Annotated in this window: 13 protein-coding genes; 3 read left to right on the forward strand and 10 right to left on the reverse strand. The window is 72.1% G+C overall.

What is annotated here, in order from left to right:
* Positions 1-4 precede the first annotated feature (4 nt).
* Entirely contained in the window at positions 5-1,141 is a 1,137-nt protein-coding gene (pstS, locus tag Q7L65_RS24800) for a phosphate ABC transporter substrate-binding protein PstS (protein ID WP_304725590.1), read from the reverse strand.
* A gap of 107 nt (positions 1,142-1,248) precedes the next feature.
* Here pstS and Q7L65_RS24805 point away from each other — a divergent pair, with 107 nt between their 5' ends.
* Together Q7L65_RS24805 and phoU are read left to right on the forward strand one after the other, a co-directional pair.
* Positions 1,249-1,731 carry a response regulator transcription factor gene (locus tag Q7L65_RS24805; protein ID WP_304725592.1) on the forward strand — a complete coding sequence of 161 codons (483 nt, stop codon included), beginning with the start codon at positions 1,249-1,251 and terminating at the stop codon, positions 1,729-1,731.
* The gene (gene phoU, locus Q7L65_RS24810) at positions 1,731-2,450 is read left to right on the forward strand and encodes a phosphate signaling complex protein PhoU (protein ID WP_304725596.1); all 720 of its coding nucleotides are present in this window, start codon (positions 1,731-1,733) and stop codon (positions 2,448-2,450) included. The genes Q7L65_RS24805 and phoU overlap by 1 nt, the downstream gene beginning before the upstream one ends.
* Positions 2,451-2,453: 3 nt before the next feature.
* Here phoU and Q7L65_RS24815 read toward each other — a convergent pair whose 3' ends face one another.
* The 9 genes from Q7L65_RS24815 to Q7L65_RS24855 form a co-directional block, all read right to left on the reverse strand.
* Positions 2,454-3,230 (reverse strand): SDR family oxidoreductase, encoded by a 777-nt coding sequence (locus tag Q7L65_RS24815; protein ID WP_304725598.1) that lies wholly within the window; start codon positions 3,228-3,230, stop codon positions 2,454-2,456.
* Between the two features lie 119 nt (positions 3,231-3,349).
* Positions 3,350-5,680 (reverse strand): ATP-dependent Clp protease ATP-binding subunit, encoded by a 2,331-nt coding sequence (locus Q7L65_RS24820; protein ID WP_304725599.1) that lies wholly within the window; start codon positions 5,678-5,680, stop codon positions 3,350-3,352.
* Positions 5,681-5,862: 182 nt separating this feature from the next.
* Positions 5,863-6,267: a DUF2149 domain-containing protein gene (locus Q7L65_RS24825; RefSeq protein ID WP_304725600.1), complete on the reverse strand. Its 405-nt coding sequence runs from the start codon at positions 6,265-6,267 to the stop codon at positions 5,863-5,865.
* The gene (locus tag Q7L65_RS24830; RefSeq protein ID WP_304725602.1) at positions 6,264-6,968 is read right to left on the reverse strand and encodes a MotA/TolQ/ExbB proton channel family protein; all 705 of its coding nucleotides are present in this window, start codon (positions 6,966-6,968) and stop codon (positions 6,264-6,266) included. The genes Q7L65_RS24825 and Q7L65_RS24830 overlap by 4 nt, the downstream gene beginning before the upstream one ends.
* Complete coding sequence (locus Q7L65_RS24835; protein ID WP_304725604.1) at positions 6,965-8,296, reverse strand: PKD domain-containing protein; 1,332 nt, start codon at positions 8,294-8,296, stop codon at positions 6,965-6,967. The genes Q7L65_RS24830 and Q7L65_RS24835 overlap by 4 nt, the downstream gene beginning before the upstream one ends.
* Before the next feature lie 157 nt (positions 8,297-8,453).
* Positions 8,454-9,590 carry a bifunctional glycosyltransferase family 2/GtrA family protein gene (locus tag Q7L65_RS24840; protein ID WP_304725605.1) on the reverse strand — a complete coding sequence of 379 codons (1,137 nt, stop codon included), beginning with the start codon at positions 9,588-9,590 and terminating at the stop codon, positions 8,454-8,456.
* A gap of 152 nt (positions 9,591-9,742) precedes the next feature.
* Complete coding sequence (locus Q7L65_RS24845; protein ID WP_304725606.1) at positions 9,743-11,323, reverse strand: cell wall metabolism sensor histidine kinase WalK; 1,581 nt, start codon at positions 11,321-11,323, stop codon at positions 9,743-9,745.
* On the reverse strand, positions 11,323-12,027 hold the full coding sequence (locus Q7L65_RS24850) for a response regulator transcription factor (RefSeq protein ID WP_304725607.1): 705 nt from the start codon (positions 12,025-12,027) through the stop codon (positions 11,323-11,325). The genes Q7L65_RS24845 and Q7L65_RS24850 overlap by 1 nt, the downstream gene beginning before the upstream one ends.
* A gap of 74 nt (positions 12,028-12,101) precedes the next feature.
* Complete coding sequence (locus Q7L65_RS24855) at positions 12,102-14,240, reverse strand: glycosyltransferase family 39 protein (RefSeq protein WP_304725609.1); 2,139 nt, start codon at positions 14,238-14,240, stop codon at positions 12,102-12,104.
* A gap of 132 nt (positions 14,241-14,372) precedes the next feature.
* On the opposite strand from Q7L65_RS24855, the gene Q7L65_RS24860 reads away from it, so the two are divergent.
* Positions 14,373-14,708: a hypothetical protein gene (locus Q7L65_RS24860; protein WP_304725610.1), complete on the forward strand. Its 336-nt coding sequence runs from the start codon at positions 14,373-14,375 to the stop codon at positions 14,706-14,708.
* Positions 14,709-14,728 lie beyond the last annotated feature (20 nt).

Here is a 14,728-nt window from a genome sequence, read left to right on the forward strand (position 1 = left end):
CAGATCAGCCCGCGGGAACCTCGATCGGGGCGCCGTCGCACTGCAGTGCGTCGACTCTGGCCTGCGCTCTGGTCTTGATCGAGTCGGGCAGCGGCGCGTACGCGAGGTCCGGCGCGACTTCCTGGCCGGTGCCGAGGGCGTAGTTCAGCCACGCCTTCGTGTTGATCGCGACCTGTCTGTCGAGCCCGGCTCTGCAGGCGTCCTGCCACACGAGCAGGAACGTGACGGCGGTGATCGGGTAGACCTGATCGCCGTCGGCGTTGATCGTCGCGAAGCGCAGGTCGGCGGGCGGGTTGGCGCCCTCGCCGGCGGCCGAGGTGGCCTCCAGCGTCGGCTCGACGAAGTTGCCGGCCTTGTTCTGCACGGCAGCGGTCGTGAAGTCGTTCTGCAGGGCGTAGGCCTGCTCGACGTAGCCGACCGCGCCGGCCGTCTGCTTGACGCAGCCCGCGACGCCGTCGTTGCCTCTGGCGCCCGTTCCGGTCGGCCACTGGACGCTCTTGTCCGTGCCCGGGCCGTCTCTCCAAGCTCTGGAGTAGTCGCTCAGGAAGAGCGTGAAGTTCGCCGTCGTGCCCGACTCGTCGGAGCGGTGGCAGACGGTGATGTCCGTGTCAGGAAGGTCGATGCCGTCGTTCAGTCTCGCGATCGCGGCGTCGTTCCACTTCGTGATTCTGCCGAGGAAGATGTCGGCGATCGTCGGACCGTCGAGTCTCAGACCTCTTTCGAGACCATCGACGTTGTACGAGACGGTGACGGCGCCGAGGACGGTCGGAACGTGGACCGGCTCGCCCTTTCTCTGGGCCGCTCTGAGCTCGTCCTCGTCGAGCGCCGCGTCGGTCGCGCCGAAGTCGACGGTGCCCTCGGTGAACTGGGCGATGCCGCCACCGGAGCCGATGCCCTGGTAGTTGACGGTGACGCCAGACTCCTCGCCGAATCTGCTGGCCCACTCGCTGTAGACCGGCTGCGGGAAGGTGGCGCCCGCGCCGTTGAGCGTGCCGCTCAGCTGAGCCGTGTCGGCCGAGCCGGAGCTGGAGCTGGTGCTGCTGCCGGTGTCGCTGCTGCTGTCGTCATTGCTGCCGCATGCCGCCATGCTCAGCGCGATCGCGCCAGCTGCGGCCGCAGCGAGAATTCTCGAGTACCTCATGTAGTCCTTTCTCCGTGCGACGGTGTTGGCAGCGTCACAGGGGATGGACTGCATCCTGTTATCGCGCAGTGTCCGGACTGTTTAAACATTGTGAACCCGGCGATAACATGTCCGGCCACACGCTCTTTTCGGCCGATACACAGTTTGGTAACAAGCTGGCAACCGGCGCGCACCATCCTTGTCCAATGGCACGCGTGCCCAGAGACGAGGAGTTGAGAGCAGGTCCGCTGCGAGTCTTCCCCAACGGATACACGGCTCGAACCGACGCGGGCGTGATTCCCTTGACCCCGCGCGAGTTCGAGCTGCTGGTCGAGTTGATGCGCCGTCCTGACGAGGTGCTGTCACGCACCTGGCTGTACGAGCAGTGCTGGGGACATGCGATGGATCCGACGGATCGTGCGGTCGACGTCTATGTGCGCAAGCTGCGCGCAAAGCTTGACATCGCGCTGCCGGCCTGGCGCTTCATTCATACGCATTACCGACTCGGTTACCGCTTCTCGCCACAGCCGAGCGAGCTCGCACAGGAGCAGGACGAGGCCGGCGACGCCGGCGCGCGCCGCGTCGGCGGCCATCTCGAGATGAGGGTGTGATGGCCCGGGTGGCGCCGTCAAGAACCGGCGAGCGCTTCCAAGAACGGCTGGACGGACTCGAGTCGCTGGCGCTCTACGGGCTCGACCTCGCGCGCGACCAGCTCGTCAGCGTGACCGACGCGATCGAGCACCAGGACGTCGCGCTCGCGCGCGCGGTGGTGCACGGCGACGACGAGATCGACCGCCTCTACGCCGAGCTGCACGCCGGCATCCTCGAGCTGCTGGCGCTGCGCGCGCCGGTCGCGAGCGACCTGCGCCGCGCGATGGCGCTGTTCCACGTCGGGCGCACGCTGGAGCGGATGGGCGACCAGTGCGTCAACGTCGCCAAGCTCGTGCCGCTCGACGGCTACCACCCGCCCGTCCACGTGATCCTGCTCGAGGAGCTGGGCGTGATGGGGAGGCTCGTGGCCGCCGAGATGGAGCAGTGCAAGCGCGCGTTCCAGACGCGCGACCTGCTGCTCGCGCGCGACCTGCTGCACCAGGACCGCGACGTCAACGAGCTGAACCGTCGCGTCTTCCACTTCGCCTGGCTGAGCGGGACCGACGTCGACACGCGCGAGTGGGCGATGCACATGATCCTCGCCGCGCGCGCGATCGAGCGGATCGGCGATCAGACGATCGACGTCGGCGAGCAGCTCGCGTTCATGATGACGGGCAACTTCGAGGAGTTCCGCGACTCCTCGCACCCGTCGCCGAGCGACGCCGCCGACGCGATATAGGCGCTACGGCACCGCCGTGACGCTGCCGCCGTCGACCTGCACCGCGGCACCGCTGACGTAGGAGCCCGCGTCCGACAGCAGGAAGGCGACGAGACGGCCCAGCTCGGCCGGGTCGCCGTAGCGGCCCAGCGGGATCGTCGCCTCGACGGCGGCGCGCGCCTCCTCCACGCTGATCCCCTCTCGCTGCGACCGCGCCGTGTCGAGCGAGCGGCCGCGGTCGGTGTCGAAGCGGCCGGGGCCGACGCTGTTGACACGGATCTCCGGCCCCAGCTCGCGCGCGAGCACCTTCGCCAGCGCGGCGACGCCCGGGCGCAGCACGTTCGACGTGTCGAGGCCGGGGATCGGCTGGCGGACGCTGGAGGAGGTGATGAAGACGACCGAACCGCCGTCGTCGGCCTTCAGCGTCGGCACGAGCGCGCGCAGCAGCCGCAGCGGGCCGCCGATCAGCAGCTCGTACGCTCCCAGCCACTGCTCGTCGCTGAGCGCGAGCGCTCTGCCGGCCGGCGGGCCGCCGCCGTTGATCACGACGCCGTCGAGCCGTCCGCCGGCGTCTGCGACGGCCCGCTGCACCGTCGCGACCGCGTCCGGCGCGGCGATGTCGGCGGCGAGCGGAAGAACCGCGTCGCCCAGCTCCTCGCGCAGCGCGTCGAGCGTCTCCCGCGTGCGCGACAGCGCCAGCACGCGCGCGCCGCCCGCGACCAGCTCCGCCGTCACCGCGCGCCCGAGTCCGCGGCTCGCGCCGCCGACGAGGTGGGTCCGTCCTTCGAGGTCGAGCTTCATGCCGGGCAGGGTAGCCGCGATGCCGCGGCAGCGCCTCGAAACGACTCCGGCCCGCCCGTCTGGTCGACGGCCGGGCCGGGGTTCGTGCGGGGACGCAACTCGTGGGTGGTGCCGTTCGCTTACGCGGCGACCGGCTCCTGCACCGCGCTCGGCTCGATCGTCAGCGCGATCTCGCCGTCGGCGTCGGCGGCGGCGACACGGTCGCCGTCCTTCAGGCGACCCTCGATGATCGCCTTCGTCAGCTCCTTCTCCAGCGTGCGGCGCACGTGGCGCTGCAGCGGGCGGGCGCCGTACTGCGGGTCGAAGCCCTCACGCGACAGGCGCGCGACCAGCTCCGGCTCGACGTCGAGGCGGATGTTGCGCTCCTCGTACAGCCGGTCCTCGACGCGTCCGACGATCAGCTCGCCGATGCGGTCGATCTGCTCGCTCTCGAGCGCGTCGAACACGACCAGCTCGTCGATCCGGTTGACGAACTCCGGCAGGAAGGCGCTCTTCGCCGCCGCCAGCATCCGCTCCGACGCCTCTTCGCGGTCCGTCTGTCCCGCGCCGTCGTCGGCGGTGAAGCCGATGCCGCGCTTCTTCGCCGCGCCGGCCCCGAGGTTCGACGTCATCACCAGGATCGCGTTGTTGAAGTCGACCGTGCGGCCCTCGCCGTCGGTCAGCCGTCCGTCGTCCATCACCTGCAGCAGCACGTTCCAGACCTCGGGGTGGGCCTTCTCGATCTCGTCGAGCAGGATCACGCTGTACGGGCGCCGGCGCACCGGCTCCGTCAGCTGTCCGCCCTCGCCGTAGCCGACATAGCCGGGCGGCGATCCGATCAGCCGCGCAACCGTGTGGGCCTCGCGGAACTCGGACATGTCGATCCGGACCAGCGAACGCTCGTCGCCGAACAGCCGCTCCGCCAGCGCCTTCACCAGCTCGGTCTTGCCGACGCCGGTGGGGCCGAGGAAGAGGAAGCTGCCGACCGGGCGGTCGCCCTCCGACAGGCCGACCCGGCTGCGGCGGATCGTGTCGGACACGACCTCCACGGCACGGTCCTGGCCGATCACGCGGGCGTGCAGCTCGGACTCCAGCTCCTGCAGCTTCTCCAGCTCGCCTTCGACCAGCTCGCCCAGCGGGATCCCGGTGCGGGCCGCGACGACCGCCGCGACGTCCGTCTCGGTCACTGCCAGGCCGCCGATCGCGACATGGGGGCGCTCGCCCTCGCGCGCGACGGTCTCGTGCGGCTCCAGCGTCTCGATCTGCTGCTCCAGCTGCGCGATCCGCGTCTTCAGGTCCGACGCGTCCTCGTACGCCTCCGCGTCGACCGCCGCCTGCTTCTCAGCCTGCAGGTGGTCGAGCTCGCGCCGCAGCTTCGCGACGTCGCTGCGCTCGCCGTGCAGACGCACGCGGGCCGCCGCCTGGTCGACCAGGTCGATCGCCTTGTCGGGCAGGTGGTACTCGGTCACGTAGCGGTCGGACAGCTTCGCCGCGGCTTCCAGCGCCGCGTCGGCGATCTTGACGTCGTGGTGCTGCTCGTACGCCGAGCGCAGGCCGCGCAGGATCTCGACCGTCGCCTCGACGCTGGGCTCGTCGACGTGGACCGCCGCGAACCGCCGCGCGAGCGCGTGGTCCTTCTCGATCTTGCGGTACTCCGCCAGCGTGGTCGCGCCGACGACGCGGACCTCGCCGCGTGCCAGCAGCGGCTTCAGCAGGTTGGCGGCGTCCATCGCGCCCTCCGCCCCACCGGCGCCGACGATCGTGTGCAGCTCGTCGATGAACAGGACGACCCTGCCCTCGGTCGCGACGACCTCCGCCAGCGCCGTCTTCAGGCGCTGCTCGAACTGGCCGCGGAACTGGGCGCCGGCGATCATCCCGCCGAGGTCGACGGAGACGATCCGCACGTCGCGCAGGGTCTCGGGCACGTGGCCCTGGGCGATGCGCAGCGCGAGTCCCTCCGCGATCGCGGTCTTGCCGACGCCGGCTTCGCCGATCAGCACGGCGTTGTTCTTGCGCCGGCGCGCCAGCACCTCGATCGTCTGCTCGATCTCGTCGTCGCGGCCGATCACCGGGTCGACGCGGCCGTTGCGCGCGTCCTCGGTCAGGTCGCGACCGAACTGGTCGAGCGTCGGGGTGTCGGAGCCGTTGCCGCCGCCGTTGACGGGGGCGACGCCGCGCTGGTTGGGCGCCCAGGCGGGACTCGCCTGCGGCAGGCCGTTGCGCGCGGCGCGCGGTGCGCGGGGGTCACGCGGATCGTCGGGACCGCTCGGCGGGAACTGCCCGAACGGGCGCGGAGCGGAGCCGTTGCCGGCGGTGGTCGGGCCGGCCAGCAGCGTGCGCGCGCACATGTCGCAGAGCGCCCCATCGACGCGCTGCCCCTGCGCGGACCAAGCGACCGGAACGGTCCCCGGACGCTTTCCGCAGACGGCGCACAGCTCAGCGCCGGTGTTGGAATGCTCGTGGTTCGCCATGAAACTCATCACTCTCTTCAGAACGATCCGCAACGGGATCTAAGTCGTGTTCGCTTAGATTAGCACGTGTGCTTGCACATGCAACTATCTGTGAGCGGGTGCACACAAGTGCGCGATCACCGCCGCGGACTGGGTTTCCTGCTGCTCTGAACGGCGCCGGGCGTCGAGCAGACGCCCGCCGGCTATGGCGTCGTCGTCGTGTTGCCGGGCGCGGTCGCGCCTCTGTCCGGCACGAACACGGTGCGGCCGTCGGCGAGTCTGTAGACGCGGCCGAGCTGCTCGCCCTGGCCGATCGCTCTCTCCCCCGGTCTGACCTCGATCGTTCTGACGCTCTCGCCTCTTCTGATCAGGATCGAGCCGGCCGGAGCGGTCTGACCGCTCTGCGATCTGCCGTCTCTGCGGATCAGGTCGTCGGTCAGGTTGAGCGAGGAGAGCGACGACAGCAGGAACGCGATCGACAGCACGATGCCGAGGTCGAAGAGGTTGACGAGGCCGTCGAGCGGGTCGCCGGCGCGGTCTTCGCGCGAGCGCGCGCGGGCGCGGATGGTCGGCTGACCGGGCGCACCCGGCGGGCCGTATTGCGTCACGACGGCGCCTCCGCGGACAGCTTCTCCGCCGCCGACTCCATCCCGACGCTCTGGCGCGGATGCGTGTGCAGCGGCGTCGCGGTCACGGCGTAGTTGGCGAGTTGGGCGTTGACGTACTCGACGTCGGAGTAGTCCTGGTCGTACATGCGGTCACGCATCAGCGAGACCGCGAACGCGACCGCGCCGATCAGCAGGCCCGCGACCGTGACGCTGAAGGCGACGCGGAGGTCGTCGGTGAGGCGGTTGACGTCGCCGTCGCCGAGCGCGGCGAGCGCTGGCGAGAGCGGGATCAGCGTCCCCATCAGGCCCAGCGCCGGCCCCATCCGCACGAGGATCCGCGTGCGCTCCAGCCGCTTGACGGAGCGGTAGTCGTATTCCGCCAGGCGCTTGGCGATGCGGTTGGCGGCATCGGGATGGCCGCGCTGCTCGACGATCGCCGCGAGCGCCTCGTTCATCGCCTCGTTGTAGCCGACGCTCGTGACCGCGCGCAGGGCCGTCGCTCTGTCGCCGGCGGCGAGCGCCTCGCGCGCGAGGTCGACGGCGTGCTCGGTGCGCGCGACGCTGCGGACCTTGCGGCGGCGCTGCTCGCCGATCAGGATGCCGACCTCGGCGATCACGACGACCAGCGCGAGGATGGCCAGGATCAGCACCGGAACGCGGAGCGCGTCGGAGATCTCGAAGAGGATGTTCTCGATCGTCATGGCTTGAAGTACGGCAGGGTCGTGCGGGACTCGAGGCCCCATCCAAGCATGACGAGCGCCGCGAGGCCCGCCAGCACCCACACGGCGGCCGGCACGTGCAGCGGCTTCGACGCCTCCTCGGGCGGCTTGCCGGCGAGCGCGGCGGCCGACGGCAACGGCAGCGGCAGGTCGGCCGAGGCGAGCAGGTAGCCGTCGACGGTCTCGCCCTGCGGCGCGGTCGTCACGGGCGCTCTTCTGGCCGGATCCGGCTTCGGCTTCGGCGTCTTTCTCGGCTTGGGCGACGGGGTCGGAGCCGGCGTCGGCGCCGCGGGCGTGGCGGGCGGCGGCGTGGCGGCCGACGGCGCCGGGTCGGAGGACGCCGGCGGCGTGTAGCCGTCGTCGTACGTCGGCGGCTCGACGGGCGGCGGCGTGTCGTCCTCGCTCGCGTCGTCTCTCGACGGCGTTCTTCTCGCGCTTCTGGCTCTTCTTCTGTCTCTTCTGTCGGGCTTGTTCGGGTTCGGCACGACACCCTCGACGGCGTCGCCCTCTCTGCTGACGATCTCGACCGTCGCGAACGGCGCGATCTCCTGCGTCCACGCTCGCCCGTCGACGATGAACGTCGCCAGCACGTTGTAGACGCCGGGCTTCTTGAACGCATGCGACACGACCGAGTCGCCCGTTCTGAGCAGCTCGCCGTCGTCGTTGAACTCCCACTCGTACCTCGTGCGCGCGGGATCGACGCCGGGCGGCAGCGTCGCGGAGAACTTGACCGTCTGGTCGACGTACGCCTCCGCGCGCGACGCGGTCACCTTCGGCTCCCGCGCGAGCCTGATCGTCAGTCTGCCGTCGACCACGCCGGCGAGGTCGCTCAACGCCGCCGGGAACGACGTGATCGAGCGGAACACCTTCGGCGCGCCGTCTCTGTCCCGGAAGATGCCCGCGACCGCGCCGCCGCTGATCAGCATCGACTCACTCGTGATCGCCATCGGCCCACCATCCGGGCGGTCGACCGCGATCGCGCTCCACGACGTCGGCGCGATCCCGAAGCGCGCGAAGATCGCCCCCAGCGACATCGCCTCGTCACTGCTCGCGTTGCCGTTCTCGTCGACGAAGTGGGCGCCGGCGTCGCGGTGCTGCACGAGGCTCGACCACAGCTCCGACTTCGGCGGGCTGCCGTCGGCTGGCACGACCACGACGAGCGGATCGACCGGAGCGACGCCCTCCTGCGCCTGCGCCGGCAGCGCGACCGCGAGCAGCAGCGCGGCGAACGCCAGCAGCATCCGCAGCGGATGCCGGCTGACCGGGGTGCTTGGACGGGAGAGCGAGCGGCGCATGCGAAGTTGACGCACCGACGTTGCATCGGCCGACGGTTGCGTCGTCAAGACCTTAACACGGATTAGGCACCCCTAATGGGGTAGCAGGGCGCCGCTACGCGGGCCGCGGCTGCACGCGCAGACTGAGCCGCGCAGCCTGCGCGGCGGACGACCCCGCTGCGCAGGCCGAGGCTCAGGCGCGCGCCTCGGCCCGCTGGCGACGCGCCGCACGGGCGAAGACCCAGCTCTTCAGCGCGACGTAGCGCGTGATCGTCGCGGCGAGGCCGGCGAGCACGAGCACGGTCAGCTGGACCCAGCGCGCGGGGTGCGGGTCGAGGCCGTGCAACGTCGCGAGCGCGCCGCTGGTGAGCGCGAGCGTCAGCGCGAAGACGACGACGCCGAGCGCGTACTGGCGCGCGCGCTCGGCGCGACCGCGGATGCCGAACGTCCAGCGGCGGTTGGCGGCCGTGTTGGCGACGGCGGTCATGGCCAGCGCGAGCACGTTCGCGAGCGCCGCGCCGAGCGCGAGCCCGGCCGTCAGCACCACGAACAGCAGCGCGTAGGCGAGCGTCGAGGCGACGCCGACCGACATGAAGCGCACGACGGGGCTGTCGAGCAGCAGCCGCCAGACGCCGCGCAGGTCGGCGAGCGCGGTCGCGACCACGTCCACGCGCGAGTCGGGGTCGTCGACCCAGTCGACCGGCACCTCGTGGATCCGCAGCCCGCGCCGCTGCGCGAGCACCAGCAGCTCGGTGTCGAAGAACCAGCCCTCGTCCTTGACGTGCGGCAGCAGCGTCGCGAGCGCGTCGGCGCGGACGGCTTTGAAGCCGCACTGCGCGTCGCTGAACCGCGCGCGCAGGACCGTGCGCAGGATCACGTTGTAGGCACGCGAGATCAGCTCGCGCTTCGGTCCGCGCACGACGCGTGCGCCGTGCGCCAGTCGTGTTCCGATTGCAACGTCGCTGTGTCCCGACAGCAGCGGCGCCAGCAGCGGCAGCAGCGCGCGCAGGTCGGTCGAGAGGTCGACGTCCATGTAGGCGACGACGCGTGCGTCGCTGGCCGACCAGGCGGCGCGCAGCGCCCGGCCGCGGCCCTTCTGCGCCAGGCGCACGTACGCGACGTCGCGCAGCTCAGTTGCGAGCGCGCGGCCGATCGGCTCGGTGCCGTCGGTCGAGGCGTTGTCGGCGACGACGATCCGCCACGAGAACGGCAGCTCGGCGGAGAGGAAGCGATGGAGGCGTCGCACACAGGTCTCGAGCGCCGCCTGCTCGTTGTACACGGGCACGACGATCTCGACCTGGGGCGCCGTTGCGATGGCGGCGTTGTTCATGCACCCCACCGTCGCCCCCGCCCGTGCGAGCCCCGTGGGATCGGGCTGGGAGATCGCTGAGAGGCGCCACGAGCGAGGACCGAAGGTCTACTGCTGCTGAGCAGCAGTAGACCTTCGGTCCTCCGGCGAGCCGGCGTGCGCCGCCGGCCGGGTCACCGCGCCGGCAGCGAGACGGTGAACTCCGCGCCGCCGCCGGGCGCGTTGCGGGCCTGGACACGGCCGCCGTGGGCCTCGACGATGCCGGCGACGATCGCGAGGCCGAGGCCCGCGCCCGCCTGTCCGCGCGTGCGGCCGCCCTCCGCGCGCCAGAAGCGCTCGAACAGCTCCTCCGGCGCGACGTCCGCCGGCAGCCCGGGCCCGTGGTCGCGCACGACGACCCGCGTCGTCGCCGCGCTCCCCACCCCCGGCTCGACCGACACCTCGATCGCCGACGCCTCCGGCGTGTGCACGAGCGCGTTGCGCAGCAGGTTGCCGAGCACCTGGCGCAGCTGATGCGCGTTGCCGGCGACGATGACCGGGGCGTCGGTGAGGCTTGCTCTGCGCTCCCGGATCACGGACCCGCTCCACGATCCCTCAGCCTCCACCGGCGCCGCGATCCTCAGCGTGATCGCGCGCGCGGGGGCGGCCGCGCGCGCGTCGTCGACGGCGTCGCGGGCGAGCGCCGCGACGTCGACGGGGCTGTGCTCCGCCTCGCGCACCTCGTCCAGGCGCGCGAGCGCGAGCAGGTCCTCGACGAGGACGCCCATCCGCATCGCCTCCTCCTCGATCCGGCGCATCGCCTTCTCGGTGTCCTCCGGCGAGCGCGCAGCGCCGATCCGGAACAGCTCCGCATAGCCGCGGATCGACGACAGCGGCGTGCGCAGTTCGTGCGAGGCGTCGGCGAGGAACCGGCGCAGGCGCTCCTCGCTCTGCTGCCGCTGCTCGAACGCGACCTCGAGCCGGTCGAGCATGCCGTTGAACGCGATCCCGAGACGGCCCGGCTCGCTGCGCGGATCCGTCTCCGTGACGCGCTGCGAGAGGTCGCCGCCGGCGATCTTGCCGGCCGTGTGCGCCATCCGCTCCAGCGGCAGCAGCCCGACGCGCACCAGCAGCCAGCCGCCGACGGCGAGCACCAGCAGCACCCCCGCGATCACGAGCCCCTCGACCAGCAGCAGCCGGTCGAGCGTCTGGTCGACCTCCGTCAGCGGGATCGCGGCGACGATCGTGCCGGGGCCGGCCGGATCGGGCGACGCGCGCACGCGGAACTTGACGTCGGAGTCGCCGGCGGCGTCGACGGTGAAGGTGCGGCCCGGTTGGATCACTGCCGGCAGCTTGGGCTGGGCGGCGCTCGTCGCACCGTCGCCGTACGCGATCACGACGGGATCGCCGAGCGACTTCCCGTCGCTGCCGAAGCGCTCGCCGAAGGTCCCCGGCGGTACGCCGAGCCCCGGCTCTCTCCCGTCGGGCGGACGGCCCGCGGCACCGCCGCCGTTCCCGCCGCCAGCGGCACCGCTCCCGCCCCCTGGAACGGTCAGCGGTGCGCCGGCCGGGCGGCGCGCGGGGCCCGGCGAGTTGCCGACGCCGTTGTCCGCCAGTTCGCGCGCGAGTGCCATCGGCGCGTCTCTCAGCTGTTGGTCGACGCGATCGAGCAGGAACGAGCGCTGCTCGGCGTAGGTGATCCCGGCGAGTGCGAGCAGGCCGATCGCGGCGAGCGCGAGCAGGCCGGCGACGAGCCGCGCGCGCAGCGACCGCATCAGGCCGCGCGCGGCAGTCGCAGCGCGTAGCCGACGCCGCGGACCGTCTGGATCAGCGGCGGACCGTGCGCGTCGAGCTTCTTGCGCAGGTAGCTGACGTAGGTCTCCAGCACGCGCGCGTCGCCGCCGAAGTCGTAGCTCCAGACGTGCTCCAGCAGTTGCGCGCGTGTCAGCACGCGGCGCGGGTTGAGCATCAGGTAGCGCAGCAGCCGGTACTCGGTCGCGGTCAGCTCGACGAACTCGCCCGCGCGGGTGACCTCGCGCGCGTCCTCGTCCAGCTCCAGGTCCTCGAACACGAGTCTGCTCGAGTCGGCCTCGGCCATCCCGCTGCGGCGCAGGATCGTGCGGATGCGCGCGACCAGCTCCTCGAGGCTGAACGGCTTCGTGACGTAGTCGTCGCCGCCGAGCGTCAGCCCGCGCACTCTGTCGTCGGTGGCGTCGCGCGCGGTGAGAAAGATGATCGGCACCTTCGCACGCTCCGCACCGAGCCGTCTGGCGACCTCGAAGCCCTCCATGTCGGGGAGCATCACGTCGAGCAGCAGCAGGTGCGGCCGGAACTGCCGCACCTGCGCGAGCGCCTCGGCACCGGTCGCCGCCGCGGCGACCTCGAAGCCCTGGTATCTGAGCGCCATCGTGATCACGTCGACGATGTTCGGCTCGTCGTCGACCACGAGGACGCGGTGAGTCTGCTCGCCCGGGCTCATGGAGTGAGTATCCCCACGAAAGCTGGGAACTTCCTGAGCGGCTCCCAGGTGATTCCTGGGAGCCGCCTGAATCGTCACGACCCCAGCGCTCGCAGCGCGTCGGCTCTGCCCTGCAGGTCGTAGAGCCCGTCGACGCTCGTCGCAGTCCCGACCTGCTGCACGGCGTCGGTCGCGGTCGTCGAGCCGGTGCGCCCGTCGTTCGGCATCCCGCCGCCGCTGGAGGAAACGAGCACCCAGCGGATCTGGCCGCTCTGGACGGCGTTCGCGAGCCAGTCGACCGTGATCGCGCTCTCACGCCCGGAGAACCCGCCGATCCCGGCGACGTCGGCGCCGGAGGCGATGATCGAGGTCGCCGCGCCCTGCTGGCTCGACACGCCGATCGTCCCGCCGCCGTGCTGCTGCACGTACGCGAGCGCCTCGGTCAGGTTCTGATCCCCGCCGAACATCCCGCCGCCACCGGCAGCGCCGCTCTGCCCTGTCGCCCCGGCAGACCCGCCGAAGCCACCGCCCGCGGCGCCGCTCGGCGGCGCGCCCATCGAGCCCGCCCCACCCTGGCTCATGCCGGGCGGACCGCCGAAGCCGCCACCGCCGGGTCTGCCTCTGCCACCAGGTCCGCCGCTGCCGCCCGCGCCGCCGGGCCCGCCGCCCATGCCCTGGCTGGCCGGACCGCCCGCGGGGAACGTCGAGCTGGTCGCGTGGCCGAGCGTCTGGACCGCCCAGCTCGCGGGGGCGAACAGCAGCAGCGCGAGCATCGCCGCAAGCACCGCGTTGCGCAGCCGCGCGGTCACGCCCGGCAGCAGCGCAGCGACGATCGTCGCGCCGGCCGCGACGACCACGAGCGGCGCGAGCCAGCCCATGTCGCCGGTCGAGTGCAGCACCGCCAGCGTCGTGGCCGCGCCCGCCGCGACGGCCGCCGCGCCGACGATCCGCGCCCGCGTGCCGCCCTCCTGCACGAGCCCGACGGTCGCCCCGACGAGCGCGGCCGCGAACGGCGCCAGCGCCGAGACGTAGTAGGGGTGGAAGATCCCCGACGCGAAGCTGAACGCGACCGCGCTGGTCGCGAACGCGCCGCCGACGGCGATCAGCCAACCGCTGCGCAGGTCGCTGCGCCGCAGCCGCGTCGCGACCAGCAGCCCGATCCCGCCGACGAGCGCAACGCCGAGCAGCCAGCCGACCTGCCCGCCGAGCGACTCGCTCAGCAGCCGCAGCGGCCCGGTGTCACCGCCGAAGACCGACCCGGCGCCGCCGCCACCACCGCCGGGCCCGCCCGCCGCACCACCCGGTCCCCCGGCCTGCCCGTCGAGCCGGCCGAGGCCGTTGTAGTCCGTGATCAGCGACCAGATCGAGTTGTCGCTCGTGCCGCCGACCCAGGGACGGTCGGCCGCGGGCGTCAGCCACATCAGCAGCGGCCACGCGAGCCCGACCGCCGCCATCGCGACGCCGCCGAGCGCCAACTGCCGCGATGAATCGAGCAGGCCGCGGCCGCGCGGCGAGATCCACAGCCAGGCGAGCGCGATCCCCGGCACGACCAGCAACGCCGCGCCCATCTTCGTCTCGAAGCCGAGTCCGACCATCACGCCGCAGAGGACGATCCACTTCGTGCGGCCGTCCTCCAGGCCGCGCACGAGGAACCACAGCGCCGCGACGGAGCAGAGCACCAGCAGCGCATCCGGGTTGTTGTGCCGCGATATCGCGACGGTGATCGGCGTCAGCACGAGCGTCAAGCCCGCGGCGAAGCCGGCGGCGCGGCCGAAGCGACGGCGCACGAGGTCGTAGGTCAGCCCGGCGCTCGCGACGCCCATCAGCGCCTGCGGCACGAGGATCGCGAGCGAGTTGAAGCCGAACGCGCGCACCGACAGCGCCTGGACCCACAGCGCCAGCGGCGGCTTGTCGACGGTCATCAGCCCGCTGCTGTCGAATGAGCCGTAGAGGAAGTCGTGCCAGCTGGTCGACATCGAGCGCACGGCGGCGCTGTAGTAGGTGTTGGCCCAGCCGTTGCGGCTGAGCGCCCACAGGTAGAGGCCGCCCGCGAGCACGAGCAGCACCAGCAGCTCGGGCCGGCGCCGCAGCGCGGTGACGAGCGCCTGTCGGCGCTCACGGACGCGGCTGGAGGAGGCGGCGGCTGCAGGGGCGCCGGCGGACGGCGCGGCACCGCCGCCGAGCCGGCCGGCGCCCGCGCCGGCGTGTTCGAGCTTCGCTGGGTTCGGTCGCATGACCGACGATGCTGCGACCGCTTGCTGGGAGCAGGCTGGGAGCCGCCCGAGCAGCCGCCGAGCGCTCCGTTCTCATAGATCTTTGAGGAGGAGCCAAGGAAGCGTTCAGGCAGCGGATAGATTCTGATGGACATGACCGCTTCCGAGCTCGTCGCGAATCGCACCTCTCTCCCCTCCCTGCGAGCGCTGTACGCCGATCCCAGGCGCAAGCGCTCGCGCGAACGCGACCTCGGATTGCGCTGGAGAGCGCGCGACGGCTCGACCTACCGCGCGGCCTGGATCGAGGAGACGGAGGAGCTGTACGCGGTCCGCCATCTCGACCACGACGGCCACGGCGGCAGCGTGCGGATCCTCGGCCGCCTGCCGGCCGAGCGCGTCGAGCGGGCGGCGCGCGAGTGGCCGGCCCAGTGCGACGCCGACGCGTCGTTCGAGTGGCTCTGCTGGCAGGTCCGCCGGCTGCCGCGCTAGCAGCAGACGCCAGCACGTCG

It is taken from the genome of Conexibacter sp. CPCC 206217 (assembly GCF_030646165.1).
In the GTDB taxonomy this organism is placed as follows: Bacteria; Actinomycetota; Thermoleophilia; order Solirubrobacterales; family Solirubrobacteraceae; genus Conexibacter.